This window comes from Gammaproteobacteria bacterium (genome assembly GCA_035546635.1).
Taxonomy (GTDB): domain Bacteria; phylum Pseudomonadota; class Gammaproteobacteria; order JAURND01; family JAURND01; genus DASZWJ01.
This window is the reverse complement of record DASZWJ010000031.1, coordinates 37,529-56,082: the sequence shown is the minus strand read 5'-3', so window position 1 is coordinate 56,082 and position 18,554 is coordinate 37,529. Positions and strand designations below refer to the sequence as shown.

The following is an 18,554-nucleotide window of genomic DNA, read 5'->3' as shown; positions in this document are numbered from 1 at the left end:
TTTAATCAGGAAAACTTATGATACAAGCAAAGCTCGCTGAACTTTTACCTGAAATCACCGCCATCAGACAAACCATTCACACCCATCCCGAACTTAAATATGAAGAATATGCGACAGCCGAATTGATCGCAAATTATTTGCAACGTTGGGGTTATACCATCACCACGGGCATTGCTAAGACCGGGATTAGCGCGGTCATTGATTCAGGCAAACCAGGTAAAACGGTTGCACTGCGCGCTGATATGGATGGCTTGCCGATTCTTGAACAAACCGGATTGCCCTATGCCTCTAAAAACGTTGGGAAAATGCATGCCTGCGGCCATGATGGCCATATGGCGACTTTGCTGGCAGTTGCTGCGACATTAACCCATTGTCGAGATCAGTTTAAAGGCCGCATTAAATTGATTTTTCAACCGGCGGAAGAAGGGGGTGCCGGCGCTTTGGAAATGATTAAACATGGGGTGCTGGAAAATCCTAAAGTCGATGCAATTTTTGGTTATCACAATATCCCGATGCCGATTGGAACGATCGGGGTTAAAAGCGGCTGTATATTTGCCGGCGCTAATTTTTTTAGCATTAAAATTCGCGGCAAGGGTGGACACGCTGCTTTTCCCGAACGCGCGATTGATCCAATTTGGATAGGCTCAAATATTATTCAGGCTTTGCAATCAGTGGTGACGCGTAACTTATCGGCTTTGCAGCCAGTGGTGTTAAGTGTCACGGAATTTCATGGCGGAAATACGGTGAATGTGATTCCAGAGGAAGCGCGGATTACAGTTTCACTGCGCACGACTTCCGCGCATACGCGTGATAAAGCTTTAGGGCTATGTCAAAAAATAAGCGCAGGTATTGCGGAAAGCTTTGGTGGACAGGCGGAAATGGAAATGCTGCATGAATGCCCACCTACGGTGAATCATGTTGAAGAAGCCGAATGGGTATTAAGAACCGCACATGAATTGTTCGGAGAATCTAAAACGATACACTTGAATGATCCGCTGATGGTGACCGAGGATTTTGCTTATTTTCTAGAGAAAGTGCCAGGGTGTTTTTTTGTTGTAGGTAATGGCGAAGATGTTGTTCTGCATACGCCGCATTATAATTTTCAAGATAGTATTATTTCGGTGGCAGCAAGCCTGTTGATGCAGACGGCAATGAGTTATTTAAATCGGGAAACCCCTCACCCCCTTTGAAAAAGGGGTGAGGGTGAGACCTTTCTTTAATAAAGCTGGCACTGACAAACAGACATTTGTCCAGGCACGGTGGTGCGCCATTGACCTGTCCAAGTGCCGCGGTTATTTTGGCAAACTGAGGGGCAGACTTGTTCGGCATTGGGTTGATTCCAAATGGGTCCAGCTTGAACATCGACTGTTTGAGGATGATTGGGTTTAAATGGCCAGCGGCGTTTTTGCGTGCAAGTTAATTGGCCATCGATATTTTCAATGTACTTGCACGCTCTAGCATTAGGTAAGAAGGTGTTACGAAGAGTGCCAGAGCGATCGGCGCAGGAGCATAGTAAGGTATTATTGGAATTAAGCGAGCAATTGGAGCAGGTTTGTGTATAACTGCCTTTTGGCATGACAAAGGTGCCTGGGCCAGACCAGAGTTGCTGTTGCTGATTATTTTGAGCAAGAGCAGGAAATGCATAGATAAAACAAAAACTTATAAGAGTTAGCACTATTTTTTTCATAAAATTTAACTTCCAATGGTTGTTTAGGGATGCTAACAGTGATTTATAGCGCAAATTTTAATTTGGGGCAATCTTAGGGTACGAAACCATTATCAGATTCCTATGCTAATTTTCAGGATAAAACTATGGTGGTTCTAAGAAAGTGCTAGATGAGGAGGCGGTGTCTTCTGTTTTTTTCAGATGTTTGACTGCAAAGCTCGATTCACCTTGTTGCAATATTTGTTTAAAATAATTTTCTAAATAATCTCCTAGTTGATCTTGTGGTAAATCAATGCTGTTTTCTCCATCATCATAATAAAAAATCATATCTAATGAATTTTCACAGCGGATAAGGTATTTAGCAAAGCGGGGAAAAATCATCTGGGATTTTATATATGCTAGAATAAACAAAATCAATTTCCAGTAGTTTTGTTGTGGTTTTCGTTAAATTTTCCAAGTAGCGTTTGGTTCTATCTATTTGTTTTTTTGATCCAGTATATTTTTCAAAATCATGAAAACATTGATTTATGGTTTCGAGGTTTTTTTGTATTGTTTCTTGTAATGCAGTGGTTGAAGTAAACTTTAGTAACCATTCAAAGAGTAGCTTTGATGTTGTCAGTGTTCGTACCCAGAAGATTGCCTTTTCCACAGTAAGACTGTTTTCAATGCATTAGAAAATAAGATTTAATTTTCGGAAATACGATTTATTTGAACTTTAAATTCTTATTGATGACTGAGCATCAATCAGGGTTTCACCTTGAATATTCGGAGTCGATAACCGAATATTCAAGATGAAAGGCTGGCGGGTGGAGTACTTTTAGACCAAAACAACAGGCACCATCTGCTGTGGTCGCATTTCTTGCAGAATTTTTGTGATTTGCAGCCCGCTTAATCCTGAGGGCATGTTGTTTTTGATTAGCAGCAAATCGAATCCTTGGTCAAATTTTTCCAATGCCATTAAGCCATTGCTGACGGTTTCAACCATGAATTCTGCATTATTTAGCCATTCAAGCTCATTTAATTGTTCAGCGGTGTGTCCGACGACCAACAGTTTAAAAGGTTGGCGAGTGGTGGATAGGTTGATATTTTCAGAATCAGTTGGCATCGTTTTTCTCTCGTAGTTTAAGTCTTTAAGCTGGTTCAGAGTTTTGTCGTGGCAGCATAGGGCGACAAAGACGGCGTGGGCGATGGTGGTGCAGCCGAGTTTTTGTTTGATTGATTTGCGGTGAGTTTCAACGGTTGAAGATTTGATGCCTAAGAGCTTGCCGGTTTCAAAAGAGGTTTTGCCGTGGGCTGCAGCTAGTAAGCATTGATTCTCCTGGTGGGTTAATAATGGGCGGGGGGGGGCGCTAGGCGGGTCTGTGCTTAAGCTGATGCCTAAAATGGTTTTAAGGATGTCCAGTTGCTCTATATCTGTTGTGCAATTTTTCATTTCTTTAAGTAAATTTCTGGCTAAGGTGTCGATTTTGGAAGGGTCATTTATCATTTTGGGTACTCATTTCAGGTTTATGGGAGATTTGCTGCTTGTCTTGAGTTAAGAGCTGAAAAAAAATCTCGCCGCATTTGTGTTAAGGCAATAATCAGACTGAATTTTAATCAATTATTGAGCAATAAAATGTAGTCCATTGGCTTAAAGTTGGTCTAAATATAGAAATTTTATAGGTAAGATTGAGCTTGGCTGATTGGGGCTCAGAAGTAGAAAAGTAGAATATGGTAGGTAAAATAGCAATAATTGTAGGTAATTTCTGAGAAAAAGACGGTAATGGTAAATTCTAGATTAAAAATAGATATGAATGGGGATTTGATAGAAAGTTAATTTTTTGAGTAATGTTTAGATCTTAGATTCTGGCAAATATCCCTTCTCTCAAAGGGCGCACACATCTTTTATAAGCTTTGGCGGCTTAGGATTAGCACTGTAACTCCCTCCCCTTGAAAGGAGTTTGTAGATTTGCCTAACCTGTTTGCGGGAGAGGGATTACAGTGCTTAGCCGGGTAACTACCTTAACCCGCTGATTCCCTCAAAAATTGCTGCACCGTTTTAATTTCTTTGGGGTTAAGGTCGTTAAAGGGTGCATCAGTTAATAAGGTGTAATAATAATTCTGCTGTCCGGCCAAGCGCTGTGCGGGATAAAAATATTTTTTCCATTGAGAAGGTGGGGTTTGTAGGTCAGCTTCAGTGTGGAAATAGGGTAGATGGCTGCGATTTCTTAAAGGATCTTGTACTTCGGCTGGTGCTTCTTCGGCTTCAGCATGTAAAAACAAGTTATTCATCTCTGTTTCATCTTTTAGCAAAAGCCAATAGGCTTTGGCTTTATCATCGAGTAATAAAAAGCTGCCTTGAGTGTCTAAAATATAATATTCGGTAATTTGCTTGCTTTCACACAGATCATAGAAAAATTTAACAAAGGCGGGGTCATCTAAAACCGTGAGCAAATATTCCAGGCCGTCTTTAAAGTTGTCGCGTAGCGAGTTTGATAACTCTAAAAAATAATTGAGTTGCAGTTCGGCTATGGCGCTACTTAAGGTTTGCATGAGATCGGGAGCGCTTTTTTGCAGAAATTTGTTGATGCGCCGTTGATTGAAGGCTTTGACTGCCAGATCATTTTGCGCTTCGCCGGTGAGTAGTAATTTTTGAATATATTTATCGTGAATGGCGTCGCAGCATTCTAAGCCATTGTGTCCAGGCATGGCGTAATCGGCGACTAAGAGTGAAACTTGTTTGAAGCGTTCGGGGTTGTAGATTTCTTTATGGATGTTGCGAAGGCTGACTTGGCGTACGATTAGATTTTCTTGGGCGCTGTCTTCATCAAAAGTCACGCAGTAATTAATAAAGTGTTCGGGTTGATGATGGGCGAAGCGCGCGATGAAGTCATTGGGGTTGGCGTAAAATTGGTAGGGTCTGGTTTCCGGTAATCCCAATTGTAATTTAGTTAAAAAGGGTTGCTGATCGTCAATCAATATGGCGGTGGTGGGGTAGTAGCATAAGCTGACTTGGTTTCCTCTCATGGCATTGTATCCTTATGGTTGCGTATTGCTGGAAAAGACAAGGTAAATAATGTGTATTCACCTTTCACCGATTCGCATTTAATCTTGCCGCCTAATGATTGCATGACCATTTTACAGAAAGTTAAGCCTACACCTGCGCCGTGGCGGGTTTTGCTGAAGAAGCGGTCGAATATTTTGGGTAGGATTTCTGGGGCGATGCCGGTGCCGGTGTCTTTAAATAGGACTTTATTGTAATGTTTTCCGGTCCGTAATGAAATAGTAATATTTGCCTTTTTTCCCGAAGCTGCTATATAGTATACTGCGTTTTTAATTAAATTGAAAAAAACATGCGTTATTAACAGTGCATTACCTTGGGTTTGAAAATCTTGATTGAGATCTAAGATTATCAAATTACTCTCATTTTCCTGGAAAGGATATCGCGCTAATGAATCTTGAATGCAGGTAGCCATTGAAAAAATTTCTGGGCTTTTTGCTGATATGGATGTTTTAATTTTAAATAATAACATGTCAATAAAATTAAATGCACTGCGGACTTCCGTCTTAATGCTTTTCAAAACTTGTTCAATTAATTTGATTCGGGATTGACTTATTTCTGGCACAGGAAGATTAGCTTCGCGAGCCATATTATAACCTGCTAAAATCGCAGAAAAATAATTTGTTATGCCATTTACTCCCAAATCTATGGTGGCTAGAGGTGTTCTCAATTCATGAGCAATGCTGGCGCTTACAGCAGTCATTGCTTGTAATTTGTGTTTGGTGGCTCGTAGTTTTCTTTTAGTCTTTTCTATTTCGGTTACGTCTAAAGAAATTCCCAAAAGACCTATCACTTCATTTCCTTCATATAAAGGGACTTTTTGTGAGAGCCAAACAGATTTTTTGCCATCTGGTAAGGTAAGTACCTCGTGAACAGTTTTTGAGATTCCTGTAGTCATTATCTCGTTATCAGCCTGCGTTATGGCATCAGCTAACTCTTTGGGAAGAGTGTCATAGGCAGTTAAACCGACTACCTCATGCCTTGATTTTAAACCAATATCTTTAGCTTGCTCATTGTTACATCCTAATAAGATTCCATTACGGTCTTTCCAATAGACATGACCTGGCAATAAGGAAATAATGTTTTCCAATTGTTCAGCAGTATTTTGCATATTTTTTGAGGTTGTGGTGCGAATATTGTGTTTCATTAGGGTAACTTCCATGATTTGAAACAGGGTGCTTATGCTTATAAGTAAAGAGGGGTACTTGTCTGTTTATCCTCAAAATGGGAACTAGTAGTTGTATCATTTACAAATAGTGTATCACTATATAGATCATATTGGTTATTTATTATATTTTTACCGCAAAACATATGTACGATATAAAACAATGTTGGATTTTGTATGCCGCATCCTAGCTTCTTTGCTTCATTGCGCCAATATAAAAAATCATTTTTTAATTGCATGCTCTCTTTAAATTGAGCGATTATGCTATCCAATGCAAAAGGATCATTGCTTAACGCACTTAGTTTTTTTCCGCTATATTGTGGATGTATTGCCATATTGCTCAAAATTATCTTTTCAATGCCAGTTTTCAAAACTCGGATGATATAATCTAATCTATTCTCCAAAACATTGGATGAGCATTCCATTATTCCATCGATAATATAGCTTGCTTCTTTAGGTTGAAAATTTTCTATTAATGTTGCGCCGTTATTTGACAATTGAAAATAAAGATTTAGTTTATCTATTATTCTATTATTTCGCTTTCTAGTAATGCTAAGTAAAATAATGCATTTATTTTTTTTCATATGTTGCCACAAAACTTTCATTACTAAATAGCATGGAAAAACTGATCTTCCATCATCATCAGCATATTTTAAAGCATTAAGGAAATCTAGGTTTATATTAACTTCTGGTGTTTCTTGTAGTAGTGAAGAGATAAAATTACAAGAAATGTTGGAGAGATTAATTTGATAAAATCGAGTCAAACGTTTTGCAGCACTTTTAGAAATTTTTATATCTTGCATAATCTTATTAATATCAATACTAGGATCTCCATTCGCAGTTATTTTTTTGTAATATGTAAGGATATAACTTTGGACAAGAAAATTTTCTATGTTTGACAATTCAAAATTATAACCGGATTCTTTAATAAACTTGCCTAATGTTTTGATAGTAGGCTCTACTTCACGTCTGGAATGATCGATTTTTTGGTAATGAACAGTATCGACTTGTATCAGTTCCATAATTTCATGAAGAAATTTCAACCTAACCCGCATTAATATAGAATCTTCAGATTTAATGGATTTAGCAAATCGCAAAACTTGATAAGCACGAATTTGGCAAGAAGTTTCTCCTACATGGGGGTCGAATAAATGCAAAGTGTGTTCAAAATAAAAAGCATTAATTGCCCGAATTAAGTTTGCTACTGTAAATTCAATCAACAACATAACGTCGCTGTATTTTAAGTGAGTTGGAATTTGCGTGTCTGGTGATTGCGGTAGTAAATTAGAGAGGTGAGTTTTCATATCGATCGGCTGTGACGTTTAAATCGATATAAAAGTGAAAGATACGTAACTGAGGCGCAAGTGATAAAAGCTAAAATGCTGCCAATAAACAAAAGCCAGTCTTTTTCAATAAGTGCGTGTATGGTTGTTAATATTTGAATAATATTGAATCCTAAAAACGTCAAAATCGATATTTCACGACTGCTTTTATAACGATATAGTCTTATTGCTTGTGGAATAAATAATACTGCATTCGCTAATAAACCTAGGAAGAAAAATACTTGAAGCAAAGTAATCCACATTGATTTAACCCTCACAAATTTACTGTATCTAATAAAAGGTAATGAATGTATAACTTTTAATTCCACGTAATCTCCCCATTTTTGGGGATACAAAAACAAAAAATACATAAAGAAGTAAGCTAAGAGACTTTTTATGTTGTTTATAGTTTAAAATTTGGGGAGCTCTTTTTGCAATTATATAGGATTTTTGCAAATTTTGGATGGATTTTAGAAAATCATTAGCTTATAACAATTTAGATACTGAGGGCATAGCCTTCTATTTATTTATAAATCATAAATGAAATAATTATTTAATATTAGCTTAAATATAATATGGGGTGGATGATTAATGAAATAGCATGAGTGGAAAATGATATAATAAAATTCATTATCAGCTGGTTAGCGCTCTTGAGAATTGCTGCGCTGTTTTAATTTCTTTAGGGTTAAGGTTGCTAAAGGGCGCATCGGTTAATAAAATATAATAATAATTCTGTTGGCCGGCTAAGCATTGTGCTGGGTAGAAATATTTGTTCCATTGCGAAGGTGGGGTTTGTAAGTCGGCTTCACTATGGAAATAGGGGATGTGGCTTCTAGTTCTTAAAGGTTCTTGCACAATCTCAGGTGCTTCTTCAGCTTCAGCGTGTAAAAACAAGTTATTCATTTCTGTTTCATCTTTCAGTAATAGCCAAAAAGGTTTAGCTTTATCGTCAAGTAATAAGAAGCTGCCTTGGGTATCTAAAATATAATATTCTGTAATTTGTTTGCTTTCGCACAGATCATAGAAGAATTTAACAAAAGCTGGGTCATCTAAAACAGTGAGTAAATATTCTAAACCATCTTTAAAATTGTCTCTTAAAGAGTTCGATAGCTTTAAAAAATAATTGAGTTGGAGCTCTTCAATGACAGCATTTAAAGTTTGCATTAGATCGGGAGCGCTTTTCTGAATAAACGCATGAATGCGACGACTATTGAAAGCTTTCACAGCGAGATCATTTTGCGCTTCACCAGTTAATAGTAATTTTTGAATATACTTATCGTGGATGGCATCGCAGCATTCCAAGCCATTGTATCCCGGCATAGCATAATCAGCTACCAACAATGAAATTTGTTTGAAGCGTTCTGGATTGTAGATTTCTTTATGGATGTTGCGTAAGCTGACTTGGCGTACTATTAAATTTTCTTGAGCGCTGTCTTCGTCAAAAGTGACGCAGTAGTTAATGAAGTGATTAGGATGATAGGTTTTAAAAAGATTAATCAATTTTTGTGGTTCACTATAATATTCACAGGGAATATTATCTTTTAAACCAACTTTTAACTCATTTAAAAAATTTTTCTGGTCATCTATCAAAATTACTGTGGTGGGATAATAGCACAAGCTAACTTGAGCTCCTCTCATGGCTTTGATTCCTGATGGGTTTGGAATTGTTTAGGGAAAGATAATACAAATTCTGTATATTGGCCTAGTTCAGAGTTGCAGGTGATATCACCCCCTAATGATTTCATGACAGTTTTACAAAAAGTCAAACCGACACCTGTGCCATGATATGTTTTACTAAAGAAACGTTTGAATATCTTGGGCAGTATATCTTTAGGGATTCCAGAACCTGTATCTTTAAATATGACAATATTATACTCACTGTTTGTATCAAGTAAAATAGTTATTTTATCGGTATGATCTTTTGCAGCATGGTATAATGCATTTTTTATAAGATTGAAAAACATATGTACTACAAATAGTTTATTAGCTTGTACATTAAAGTCATGGTTTATTTTTACAAAAACTATTTCTTTTTCTCTAGGCTGGAAAGGATAGCGATTTAATATATCTTCTATGCATTGGGACATTGTGAAGCATTCGCTACTCTTAGCTGAAATTGACGTTCTTAATTTTACTAGAAGCATATCAATAAACATAAATGCTGAGCGTATCTCAGCACGCATTCGAGTTATGGTATCTTTAAACAAGTTAATTTTTTGAGGAGGGATATAGTCAATGGGTAAATTTGCTTCTTGTGCTAAATGGTAGCTTTTGATAAGGGTAGGTATATATTTATCTAAATTACTAGAGGCAAGTTCTAATGAGGCTAAAGGCGTTCTTAATTCATGGGCAATAATGGTGCTTATTGCAGTCATGGCGGTCAATTTATGCTTAGTTAATTTCAATTTTTTCTGTGTTTTTTTTAATTCGGTAATATCAGAAGAGATGCCTAAAACTCCTATAATCTCTCCTTGTCTATTACGTAAGGGAGATTTTTTTGATAAGAATATGGCAATTTCCCCATTCGAAAGAACTAAAGGTTCTTCGGCTGTATATGTTTTACCAGTAGACATCACTTCTTTATCCAGGCGAGTGATGGCTTCTGCCTGGGCTTTTCTATCTGTTTCAGATTGATTTGGATTAATTACATCATAGTTGCTCATCCCAACCATTTCTTTTGCAGAATAAAATCCCATGTTTTTGGCTTGAAGATCGTTGCATCCTAATAAATTACAATTTGTATCTTTCCAAAAAACATGTGCAGGAATGTTATCCAAAAGAGTATCTAAAGTTATCTTTGTTTGGCTGATTTGCTTTTCTAATGCCAGTTCTTTGTGCTTTTGTTCTGTAATATCTAGAGAGATTCCTAAAAGCCCAATGCACTTTTCTTCCTCATCAAATAAGGGAATTTTATTTGATAAAAAAAAGTGTATTTTCCCATCTGAAAGTAAAGAACTTTCTTCAATTAAAGTTGGAAGTCCATTTTTCATAATTTCAAGATCAGCTTTTCTTAAAGCGTCAGCCTGAGCTTTCCAAGGCATTTCATAATCTGTTTTACCGAGCATTTCTGCTACACTTAATCCTGCAGATTGCGCTTGTATAGTATTACAACCTAGAAAAGCGCCATTTAGATCTTTCCAATAAATATGACCTGGCAAAAATTTAGCTAGAATATGCAGGGATTGGTTAAGATGGGAAAAAATATTGTGTGAGTACATGTTCATGTAATTAGATACAAAGGTTGGTTTCTGAAAAAAATCTCTTTAAAAATAAAATTAAATATTAATATCTTTACTCCAATTTTTCCCTTTATACAACACAATCAAATAAGTAACACTCCCACAAGTTAAAAAACTTAATGTATTTCCTATTATTAATAGTAGATCACGATGCAAATATCCATGCAAAATAGTAAAAAATTGGATCAAATTAAATCCAAAAAAAGTAATGAGTGAAAAGCCAATTGCGGATTTAACTTTATATAATCTGATGACTTGAGGAACAAATAATAGTGCATTGATAAATAATCCCAGACTGAAAAAAGTTTCGATTAAATTTTTTGACCACATAAGGTAATCCTTGTCAGGGCAACCGATTGAAAGTGTTGAATGGAGTTGCTTGGTTATCTGTAAGTTTTTGTTTAGCGCAGGAACGCCCCCATGACTAAATAACGGGTCTGTATAAATTTTAACCAATTAATTCCTATTATACCCCTCATTTTTAGGGAGATAAATCTAAAAATTTGAGGATTTGAGTGATTGTTCAATGAGGGCATTTAAATGAAAGAGCTTTCGAGGGGTGAATAAACGTAACTTCGTTCGATATAGAACATGTAGTTTTAGCAAGGATGTAGGGAGAAAAGAGGCGAGGACGTGAAAGTTTCCTACCCTGGAATCTGGATTCCGGCAATCCATGACAGGGAAGACGTGCGAGCGGTTATATTTACTTAACTAAATACTTCTTCCAAAGAGGTTGCATCGAGCACCCTGTCAATCCATATGAGCAGAGCATCAGTACTTGCTTGTTGAATTTGATTTAAGTACTCGGGAGATAATTGACCAAAACGACGCTGTAAAAGTCTAATTAACACAGTTGCTTCGCCTTGCTGCAAACCTTTCATTATTCCCACCCGTTCTGGTGTAGTTACAAATTGCACGTGCTTTTCCTCCTCAATTTGTTTTACAACTTCATTGTATTCTAACATAAGCTCTTCAGGCAATGTAATCAGCCAGTCTATCAAAGCAAATAGCCGAATAATATCCTGTTTTTTTATGGTAATTATATATTTGACTCCCTTGCTAATGATCGCTAAGATTCTTTGTCAATTGAATCAAGGTGATAGCATGAAAAGCACGATCAGCGCGTATGAATTTCTCAAGTGGTTTCCCGACGAGAAATCCGCCCGACTGTACTTGAGCAACGTTGCTGGCATGATTCGCCACATTGTCCGCATTGCGGCTCTGTAGATTGTATGCAGACACGCAAGGCTGAAGGGAATTTGCGTTGTTTCTCCTGCAAGAGTGATTTTACCGTTCGGACAGGAATAATTTTTGAGTGTTCGCATGTGTCGCTGGATAAGTGGTTTTATGCAATTTATCTGTTGGTGACTTCCCGCAAGGGTATTTTATCCATGCAGCTATCAAAGGAAATCGGGGTAACGCAAAAAAACCGCGTGGTTCATGCTGCAAAGGCTGCGCGAGGCTTGCGGAAGCGGTTCAGATAGTGGTGGCATGTTATCACTGTAAAGACGATGAAACCTATCGCCTGAGCGAAGATCGCCGTGCTATCTATACACTCGACCCAATTGGTTCTTTGCTAATAAAAGTGCAAGGTGTTCGTCTTACTTATGTAAACCTAACTGGAGTTGCGGCATGATCGACACAATAGATCAACTGGATATTGCGCTAGACCAAGTGTTGGCCTATCAGCGAGATAAAGCGACAACAGATCGGGTTGAAGCCATTAAGCCAAGACGCCCAAGCACCCCGTCCCGCCATATCCGTGCAGGAGTGAAGAAAGAACAAAAGCGCAGGGAGAACATTGAAGCAGCAAGAAGCAGTCTTGAAGTGGATTTATTACGTGCTTTTCGTAATAGATTTATTTGCGGAAATGCAATTGATGTTTTAAAGAAAATTCCAGATTCAAGCATAGATTTAGTTGTTACTTCGCCACCCTATAATCTTAAAAACTCAACTGGTAATGGTATGAAAGATGGCAGAGGCGGTAAGTGGGCTAATGCAGCTCTTGTGAATGGCTATGCAAATTATAATGATTGTATGCCGCATGATGAATATACAAGTTGGCAACGTAGCTGCTTAGCTGAAATGCTCCGAGTTATAAAAGATGATGGGGCGATCTTTTATAATCATAAATGGCGTGTTCAAGCTGGACTCTTACAGGACAGACAAGACATTGTAAGCGGTTTTCCTGTTCGCCAGATTATTATCTGGCGGAGAAAAGGTGGGATAAATTTTAATCCCGGATATTTTTTGCCGACATATGAAGTTATTTATCTTATTGCAAAGCCCAAATTCAAATTAGCTCCCAAGGCTAATAGCTACGGTGATATATGGGAATTTATGCAGGATATGAACAATCCTCATCCTGCGCCTTTTCCGGTAGATTTAATTGAAAGAATTATGTCAAGCACACATGCAAAAATTGTTCTTGATCCATTTATGGGATCAGGAACAACGGCAGTTGCAGCCAAGCGATTGAAAAGAGACTTTATAGGGATTGATATTTCTCAAGATTATTGCGAAATGGCCTGTAGCAGATTAATGAAAGAAGGCTTTGACATATGAGTCTAATGATTGAGGAAGAAAACCGAGTTATTGAAGAATCTGTCATGAAGAACCCTTGGCGTAATGCCTATTGGTTCGCAAGAATGCTTATAAACGGTGATAAATATGGGGCGCTCGGCAAAGAAACAAAGTTGCTGTCTGAAATATGCGTGGCTTTGCAAAGAATTAGTGCTGATAATTCACAGCCTGGCGATATAAAAATAAAAATTGCGAAGGAAGTAATTTCAAATATTTTTAAAACTCGTTTTTCAAAGAAAACAGGCAAGACAGATCGAATAAATTTGTTTGTAGCTGATTTATTCTTAAAGTTAGAAAGCATGGCTGATGTTGCTGTTTTTATGTTAACAGCGCAGAGCATTTTAATTCCGATTAACATAGCCTTAGAGAACATTCCAAATGACGATAAAATTTATACAGAAGCTATTGCAAAAGCCTACCTTGATAAACTCGGGAAAGGTGCTTTAGCTAGCGTTGTAAATATGTGGGATGATGCGGGGGTGGCTGGTTGTCTTAATGCCGAGCGCGTGGAAGTGGTACGGGGATTCACTCATTTAAAACGTGACATAGCTCTAATGCCAGAATATGAAGCCAATATGGTCTTAACTGCTTATGTTCAAGAATTTGAACGAAGGTTAGGTCAGAAAAGGAAAGGGCGAGCGGGCGGAAGTTTGGAAGATGTAACCAGCTTTTTATTTAATTATTATGATATAAAAGCAGAGCATAAACCCGATCATTTCCAAGCTGATATTGAAGTGGATAAGTGGATTCGCTGCAAAGATAAATGGCTTATCGGAATTTCATGCAAACGAACACTAAGGGAACGCTGGAAACAAGTTTCTAGTGCTAGTTCTGAAACATTGAGCAAGTTTAAAATTAAAGAAGTTTGGCACCTCATCACTTACGATGAAGATTTAAGCGACGATAAACTAACCTTGTTAGGCGGGCAGCGGCACATTTTCTATCTAAGGGATGATAGCCGCCGTCTTGACTATGCTAAAAATCATGTCGGCATGTCGGCATATGTTCGGCCTATGTCGCAATTCATTGATGATATAAAGCGTGAGCAAGAATAGCCCCGCACAAACCCAGCCTTGAGGTGACAGTATTTGAAAAAGGCCGCATCCTGAAGTGCTGTTAGGTTACATTAATCCTTTTATTTAACTAAATACTTCTTCCAAAGAGGTCGCATCGAGCACCCAGTCAATCCATATTAGCAGAGCATCAGTTCTTGCTTGTTGAATTTGATTTAAATAGTCAGGAGATAATTGACCAAAACGACGTTGTAATAGCCGAATTAACGCGGCTGCTAGCTTCATCATCGCCACTCGTTCTGGTGTAGTTACAAATTGCACGTGCTTTTCCTCCTCAATTTGTTTTACAACTTCATTGTATTCTAACATAAGCTCTTCAGGCAATGTAATCAGCCAGTCTATCAAAGCAAATAGCCGAATAATATCCTGTTTTTTATACCCTTTTTGATACAATAAACGGGTGAGGTGCGTCTTAGCTATTAAACGGGTTTTAGGGTCATGCTTAGTTTCCATTGCGGCTAATTGCGCTAACATCACCATGGCAAAACGATTATTCATGGTTTCCAATTCCGATTTCCGGTGCTGGTAATCCAGTATCTTTACAACAATATAGCCAATTTCTTGATAGGTGCCGAAGCTCTCTTCTCGGTGATAGTTAGTTCAGCAATATGTGGTAAGCAGAATTCCATAAAATCTTGAAGATAGAATTCAAGGCTATGTTTCCATGGACTGTCGTAATTAGCGCGCTTGGTATTTTTTTGCCGAGTGCGTGTTTCAGCAACCATAGATTTATCCTTACCTGCCTAAAAGTCTATGCATGCTAATCTGTCATAGCAGCGATAACAATACCGTAGTGAACTCGCTTGAAGTTTGTGATAAAAGGTATGACCAACCTATACATCATTGGAGGGAAAAATGACCGAATACAAAGCAACTATTAATTGGAAGCGTGGTGCGCAGCAATTTACCGATAACCGCTATAGTCGTTTGCATACCTGGCAATTTGATGGCGGTTTAGAAATACCGGCGTCATCTTCGCCTCATGTGGTGCCTTTACCTTATTCTGACCCAGCTGCGATTGATCCTGAAGAAGCATTTATTGCTTCCTTGTCTAGTTGTCATATGCTTTGGTTTTTGGCAATTGCTGCGAAGAAAAATTTTTGTGTGGATCATTATACGGATGAAGCCTTAGGCTTTATGGAAAAAAATGTTGGAGGGCGTATGTTGATAGCTAGGGTGATATTGCGCCCCAAAGTGTTGTTTTCTGGAGAAAATCTGCCTATGGATGCTGTGCTGATGCAGATGCACGAAAAAGCGCATGAAGAATGTTTTATTGCTAATTCTGTTAAAACGGATGTCAAGTGTCAGCCTGTTATTATTACTTAATTTTAGGAATACCTCATGAACCCATTAGAAATTTATCCTGCAACGAAAAAAGATATACCAGTTTTATTTGATCTCATTAAGCAGCTTTCCGAATTTGAAGATCTAACACATGAATTAGAGGCGACAGAAGCGAGTCTTGAAGCAGCATTGTTTGGGGAACAGCCGCATGCTGAAGTACTGTTAGGTTATGTGAATCAAGTACCTGTCAGTTATGCCTTATTTACTTATAGTTTTTCAACTTTATTAGCTAAGCCAGGTCTGTACCTTGTCGATTTATATGTGGTGTCAAAATTTCGTAAGCAAGGTATTGGTCGGGCTATGCTCGTCTATTTAGCTAAGCTCGCTAAAGAAAGAAATTATGGCCGTGTAGAATGGTTGGTATTAAATTGGAACAAGTCAGCGATTAAGCTCTATGAAAACCTTGGAGCTGAAGCATTGAATGAATGGATACCTTACCGATTAGCAGGTGCAGCGCTGGATGATTTAGCAGGACAAAATTGAAATTGTTTTCAGGCCAAATAAAAATGCAAACCCCTATGACAGCAATTGTCAAAGCCAATAAAAATATACCGCTTTTTGCCTTATGTTTAGGCTTTTTCATGGTGATTATCGATGTCATGGTGGTTAATATCGCGCTGCATAGTATTGGAGAAGATCTTAAGGGCAGTTTTTCAGGATTGCAGTGGGTCGTTGCGGGTTATACTTTGACATTTGCCAGTTTGTTATTGTCGGCAGGGTATTTAGGTGATCGTGTTGGGGCGAAGCCGGCTTTTCTTTGGGGTTTGGGGTTGTTTGTGTTGACGTCGTTGGGGTGTGGGTTGGCGCCGTTTTTGTGGTTGTTAGTGGTGTTTCGGCTGTTTCAAGGGGCGTCAGCTGCGCTTTTGGTGCCTACTTCTCTGGCTTTGATTAATGCCTCTTATGAAAATTTAGAAGATCGTGCCAAAGCCATTGGGGTGTGGGCGAGTGTTGGTGGTATTGCCGGCGCTGCCGGTCCAGTGCTGGGGGCGCTGTTGACCCATTATCTGGGGTGGCGATCGATATTCTTAATTAATATACCTGTGGGTGTTGCGGCGATTTTACTCACACTTAAATATGTGGCCAGTCCTACTGCTATTCAGCAGAAGACGAGTTTTGATTTTTTGGGTCAACTTTTGGGGATTATCAGCGTTGCATCTTTGGCTTTTGGTTTGATTGAAGCGGGGAATTCAGGTTGGTTGGCGCCTTTGGTGTTATGTGGATTTGTCGTTTGTTTGCTGAGTTTTATTGCATTTATTTGGCATGAGCGTCGAGCGATTGAGCCGATGTTTCCGCTGAATTTTTTTAAAGCGAAAACTTTTTCTGTGGGTATAGCTGCAGGGATGATATTGAATTTGGGGGCGTATGGATTGTTTTTCGTGTTGCCTTTTTATTTTCAACAGGTTAGGCATTATTCAGTACTGATGACGGGGTTGGCGTTGCTGCCGATGCTGGGGCTTGGGGTCATGACTTCTTTTGTAAGTGGGAGATTGATTGTGGCTTTAGGTCCTAAGTTGCCAATGTTTTTAGGTTTATCTATGGGGGCGTTGGGGTTTTTTGCTTTACTAATAACGGGTGAAAGCGCACCTTCTTATCTGGCGTTGATTTTACCTTTGGTTGCGATAGGAGTTTCAGCGCTGACTATGCCGGCTGCGACGGTTGCGGTTATCCGGTCAGTGGCGGATGATCGTGTGGGGGTGGCTTCGGGTGCATTTAATACAAGTCGACAAGTGGGTAGTTTGTTAGGGGTGGCTATTTTTGGGGCTATTATTAATACAGTGACGCAGTTTGTTTGGGGGATGCATGTTTGTTTGATAATTGCGGGGTGTTTGTTTCTTGGGGGGTGTGCTGTGATTTGGGGGGTTCTTGATTAAAGCGCTGAAATTCTGCCTCCCTAGGCACTGTATTCCCCTCCCTGAGCTAAGGTATGCACACAAGTAACTAGTGACTTAATCCTCCTCCCACAAGGGGAGAAGGATTGAGTTTCTAATTGTGTGCATACTTTAGCCCGCAAAGGGAGAGGGAGTTACAGGGGAGAATCTTCTACCAGTCTTTTACTTCGACGCTAAGCATCAAACCCAAGGCACTGGCTTAGGATTAATCATATCAAACCCAGCTTGATGCCAGTAAGGATAAATGGGAGCATGCCGGCTCGCAATATCCAAAGTGGTCATTTGTTCAGGGGTCAGCTGCCAGCCAATTGCGCCTAAGTTTTGGCGGAGTTGTTCTTCGTTGCGGGCGCCAATCACCAGGTTGCAGACTGTGGGGCGTTGTAATAACCAATTGAGGGCGACTTGAGGCACGGTTTTATTGGTTTCTTGCGCTATGGCGGATAAGGCATCCACTACATCATACAGATAATCATCGTTTACTTTGGGCCCATTTTCGCCGCCGCCAGATTTGATACGTCCTTCGGGTAAGGGGGCGCCGCGGTGTATTTTACCGGTTAATCGCCCCCAGCCCAGCGGGCTCCATACCATCAATCCTACGCCCTGGTCTAAACCCAAGGGCATTAATTCCCATTCATAATCGCGGCCGATTAAGGAATAGTAGCCTTGATAAACCACATAGCGGCCGAGTCCGTATTTCTCAGAAATCGCCAAAGATTTCATGACATGCCAGCCGGAAAAATTGGAGCAGCCGATGTAGCGCACCTTGCCGCTTTGGATCAGATTGTCTAAGGTGCTTAGGGTTTCTTCCACCGGTGTCAGGGCGTCAAAGCCGTGCATAAAATAAATATCGATGTGATCAGTATTTAGGCGTTTGAGGCTGGCTTCGCATTCGCGGATTAAATGGTAACGGGAAGAGCCGACTTCATTGGGGCCGCTCCCCATAGGGAAAGTGGCTTTAGTGGAAATCAAGGCTTTATCGCGGCGACCTTGTAAGGCTTTGCCGAGTATGATTTCTGAGTCACCGAGTGAGTACAGATTCGCTGTGTCAAACAGGTTAACACCGGCTTCCAGACAGATATCGACGAGTCGGGTTGCTTCTTTGACATCAGTGGTTCCCCATTTTTTGAAGAAGTCAGTGGTGCCGCCAAATGTTCCGGTGCCAAAACTTAAAACAGGTACTTTTAAACCGGAGCGGCCTAAAGATCGGTATTCCATAATTTTTTCCTTTTAGGT

20 protein-coding genes are annotated in these 18,554 nt (G+C 39.2%); 6 read left to right on the top strand and 14 right to left on the bottom strand.

The annotated features are described in order from the left end of the window. Nucleotides 1–17 precede the first annotated feature (17 nt). Nucleotides 18–1,190, top strand: coding sequence for an amidohydrolase (locus VHE99_08725; protein ID HVV69096.1), 1,173 nt, complete (start codon nucleotides 18–20; stop codon nucleotides 1,188–1,190). A gap of 26 nt (nucleotides 1,191–1,216) precedes the next feature. Here the strand turns inward: VHE99_08725 and VHE99_08720 are convergent, their stop codons facing one another. The 11 genes from VHE99_08720 to VHE99_08670 all read right to left on the bottom strand — a co-directional run bounded on the left by VHE99_08720 (nucleotide 1,217) and on the right by VHE99_08670 (nucleotide 11,674). After that, nucleotides 1,217–1,687: a mannan-binding lectin gene (locus VHE99_08720; GenBank protein HVV69095.1), complete on the bottom strand. Its 471-nt coding sequence runs from the start codon at nucleotides 1,685–1,687 to the stop codon at nucleotides 1,217–1,219. Between the two features lie 123 nt (nucleotides 1,688–1,810). Further along, the gene (locus VHE99_08715) at nucleotides 1,811–2,077 is read right to left on the bottom strand and encodes a hypothetical protein (protein HVV69094.1); all 267 of its coding nucleotides are present in this window, start codon (nucleotides 2,075–2,077) and stop codon (nucleotides 1,811–1,813) included. A 406-nt stretch (nucleotides 2,078–2,483) separates the two neighbouring features. After that, nucleotides 2,484–3,152 (bottom strand): LuxR C-terminal-related transcriptional regulator, encoded by a 669-nt coding sequence (locus VHE99_08710; GenBank protein ID HVV69093.1) that lies wholly within the window; start codon nucleotides 3,150–3,152, stop codon nucleotides 2,484–2,486. Nucleotides 3,153–3,667: 515 nt separating this feature from the next. Further along, nucleotides 3,668–4,672 (bottom strand): hypothetical protein, encoded by a 1,005-nt coding sequence (locus VHE99_08705; protein ID HVV69092.1) that lies wholly within the window; start codon nucleotides 4,670–4,672, stop codon nucleotides 3,668–3,670. Beyond that, on the bottom strand, nucleotides 4,669–5,853 hold the full coding sequence (locus VHE99_08700) for a PAS domain-containing sensor histidine kinase (GenBank protein ID HVV69091.1): 1,185 nt from the start codon (nucleotides 5,851–5,853) through the stop codon (nucleotides 4,669–4,671). The genes VHE99_08705 and VHE99_08700 overlap by 4 nt, the downstream gene beginning before the upstream one ends. 38 nt (nucleotides 5,854–5,891) lie before the next feature. Beyond that, complete coding sequence (locus VHE99_08695; protein HVV69090.1) at nucleotides 5,892–7,175, bottom strand: hypothetical protein; 1,284 nt, start codon at nucleotides 7,173–7,175, stop codon at nucleotides 5,892–5,894. A 651-nt stretch (nucleotides 7,176–7,826) separates the two neighbouring features. Next, nucleotides 7,827–8,831 (bottom strand): hypothetical protein, encoded by a 1,005-nt coding sequence (locus VHE99_08690; protein HVV69089.1) that lies wholly within the window; start codon nucleotides 8,829–8,831, stop codon nucleotides 7,827–7,829. Then, the gene (locus tag VHE99_08685) at nucleotides 8,828–10,417 is read right to left on the bottom strand and encodes a PAS domain-containing sensor histidine kinase (protein HVV69088.1); all 1,590 of its coding nucleotides are present in this window, start codon (nucleotides 10,415–10,417) and stop codon (nucleotides 8,828–8,830) included. The genes VHE99_08690 and VHE99_08685 overlap by 4 nt, the downstream gene beginning before the upstream one ends. A 51-nt stretch (nucleotides 10,418–10,468) precedes the next feature. Next, nucleotides 10,469–10,888 carry a PQ-loop domain-containing transporter gene (locus VHE99_08680; protein ID HVV69087.1) on the bottom strand — a complete coding sequence of 140 codons (420 nt, stop codon included), beginning with the start codon at nucleotides 10,886–10,888 and terminating at the stop codon, nucleotides 10,469–10,471. Between the two features lie 251 nt (nucleotides 10,889–11,139). After that, on the bottom strand, nucleotides 11,140–11,349 hold the full coding sequence (locus tag VHE99_08675; protein ID HVV69086.1) for a DUF4351 domain-containing protein: 210 nt from the start codon (nucleotides 11,347–11,349) through the stop codon (nucleotides 11,140–11,142). Between the two features lie 142 nt (nucleotides 11,350–11,491). Then, entirely contained in the window at nucleotides 11,492–11,674 is a 183-nt protein-coding gene (locus VHE99_08670; protein HVV69085.1) for a hypothetical protein, read from the bottom strand. Nucleotides 11,675–12,064: 390 nt separating this feature from the next. On the opposite strand from VHE99_08670, the gene VHE99_08665 reads away from it, so the two are divergent. Together VHE99_08665 and VHE99_08660 are read left to right on the top strand one after the other, a co-directional pair. After that, nucleotides 12,065–12,997 carry a site-specific DNA-methyltransferase gene (locus tag VHE99_08665; GenBank protein ID HVV69084.1) on the top strand — a complete coding sequence of 311 codons (933 nt, stop codon included), beginning with the start codon at nucleotides 12,065–12,067 and terminating at the stop codon, nucleotides 12,995–12,997. Nucleotides 12,998–13,002: 5 nt separating this feature from the next. Beyond that, entirely contained in the window at nucleotides 13,003–14,070 is a 1,068-nt protein-coding gene (locus VHE99_08660) for a hypothetical protein (GenBank protein ID HVV69083.1), read from the top strand. Between the two features lie 84 nt (nucleotides 14,071–14,154). Here the strand turns inward: VHE99_08660 and VHE99_08655 are convergent, their stop codons facing one another. Continuing rightward, on the bottom strand, nucleotides 14,155–14,586 hold the full coding sequence (locus VHE99_08655) for a DUF4351 domain-containing protein (GenBank protein ID HVV69082.1): 432 nt from the start codon (nucleotides 14,584–14,586) through the stop codon (nucleotides 14,155–14,157). Nucleotides 14,587–14,627: 41 nt separating this feature from the next. Beyond that, nucleotides 14,628–14,813: a hypothetical protein gene (locus VHE99_08650; protein HVV69081.1), complete on the bottom strand. Its 186-nt coding sequence runs from the start codon at nucleotides 14,811–14,813 to the stop codon at nucleotides 14,628–14,630. 130 nt (nucleotides 14,814–14,943) lie between these two features. Between VHE99_08650 and VHE99_08645 the strand changes: the two genes are divergently transcribed. From VHE99_08645 to VHE99_08635, 3 genes are read left to right on the top strand one after another with little or no spacing between them, the layout of a single operon-like run. After that, a complete protein-coding gene (locus VHE99_08645; GenBank protein ID HVV69080.1) occupies nucleotides 14,944–15,414 on the top strand; it encodes an OsmC family protein in 471 nt (156 codons plus the stop codon). Between the two features lie 15 nt (nucleotides 15,415–15,429). Then, the gene (locus VHE99_08640; GenBank protein ID HVV69079.1) at nucleotides 15,430–15,915 is read left to right on the top strand and encodes a GNAT family N-acetyltransferase; all 486 of its coding nucleotides are present in this window, start codon (nucleotides 15,430–15,432) and stop codon (nucleotides 15,913–15,915) included. Nucleotides 15,916–15,938: 23 nt separating this feature from the next. Beyond that, nucleotides 15,939–17,303 (top strand): DHA2 family efflux MFS transporter permease subunit, encoded by a 1,365-nt coding sequence (locus VHE99_08635; GenBank protein HVV69078.1) that lies wholly within the window; start codon nucleotides 15,939–15,941, stop codon nucleotides 17,301–17,303. 198 nt (nucleotides 17,304–17,501) lie between these two features. Here VHE99_08635 and VHE99_08630 read toward each other — a convergent pair whose 3' ends face one another. Next, nucleotides 17,502–18,536 carry an aldo/keto reductase gene (locus VHE99_08630; GenBank protein ID HVV69077.1) on the bottom strand — a complete coding sequence of 345 codons (1,035 nt, stop codon included), beginning with the start codon at nucleotides 18,534–18,536 and terminating at the stop codon, nucleotides 17,502–17,504. Nucleotides 18,537–18,554 lie beyond the last annotated feature (18 nt).

Excerpts from the sequence above, each read along its gene's own strand:
- VHE99_08725 (HVV69096.1), top strand. The coding sequence starts at position 18 with ATGATACAAGCAAAGCTCGCTGAACTTTTACCTGAAATCACCGCCATC.
- VHE99_08720 (HVV69095.1), bottom strand. The coding sequence starts at position 1,687 with ATGAAAAAAATAGTGCTAACTCTTATAAGTTTTTGTTTTATCTATGCA.
- VHE99_08710 (HVV69093.1), bottom strand. The coding sequence starts at position 3,152 with ATGATAAATGACCCTTCCAAAATCGACACCTTAGCCAGAAATTTACTT.
- VHE99_08705 (HVV69092.1), bottom strand. The coding sequence starts at position 4,672 with ATGAGAGGAAACCAAGTCAGCTTATGCTACTACCCCACCACCGCCATA.
- VHE99_08700 (HVV69091.1), bottom strand. The coding sequence starts at position 5,853 with ATGAAACACAATATTCGCACCACAACCTCAAAAAATATGCAAAATACT.
- VHE99_08695 (HVV69090.1), bottom strand. The coding sequence starts at position 7,175 with ATGAAAACTCACCTCTCTAATTTACTACCGCAATCACCAGACACGCAA.
- VHE99_08690 (HVV69089.1), bottom strand. The coding sequence starts at position 8,831 with ATGAGAGGAGCTCAAGTTAGCTTGTGCTATTATCCCACCACAGTAATT.
- VHE99_08685 (HVV69088.1), bottom strand. The coding sequence starts at position 10,417 with ATGAACATGTACTCACACAATATTTTTTCCCATCTTAACCAATCCCTG.
- VHE99_08665 (HVV69084.1), top strand. The coding sequence starts at position 12,065 with ATGATCGACACAATAGATCAACTGGATATTGCGCTAGACCAAGTGTTG.
- VHE99_08660 (HVV69083.1), top strand. The coding sequence starts at position 13,003 with ATGATTGAGGAAGAAAACCGAGTTATTGAAGAATCTGTCATGAAGAAC.
- VHE99_08655 (HVV69082.1), bottom strand. The coding sequence starts at position 14,586 with ATGAATAATCGTTTTGCCATGGTGATGTTAGCGCAATTAGCCGCAATG.
- VHE99_08650 (HVV69081.1), bottom strand. The coding sequence starts at position 14,813 with ATGGTTGCTGAAACACGCACTCGGCAAAAAAATACCAAGCGCGCTAAT.
- VHE99_08645 (HVV69080.1), top strand. The coding sequence starts at position 14,944 with ATGACCGAATACAAAGCAACTATTAATTGGAAGCGTGGTGCGCAGCAA.
- VHE99_08640 (HVV69079.1), top strand. The coding sequence starts at position 15,430 with ATGAACCCATTAGAAATTTATCCTGCAACGAAAAAAGATATACCAGTT.
- VHE99_08635 (HVV69078.1), top strand. The coding sequence starts at position 15,939 with ATGCAAACCCCTATGACAGCAATTGTCAAAGCCAATAAAAATATACCG.
- VHE99_08630 (HVV69077.1), bottom strand. The coding sequence starts at position 18,536 with ATGGAATACCGATCTTTAGGCCGCTCCGGTTTAAAAGTACCTGTTTTA.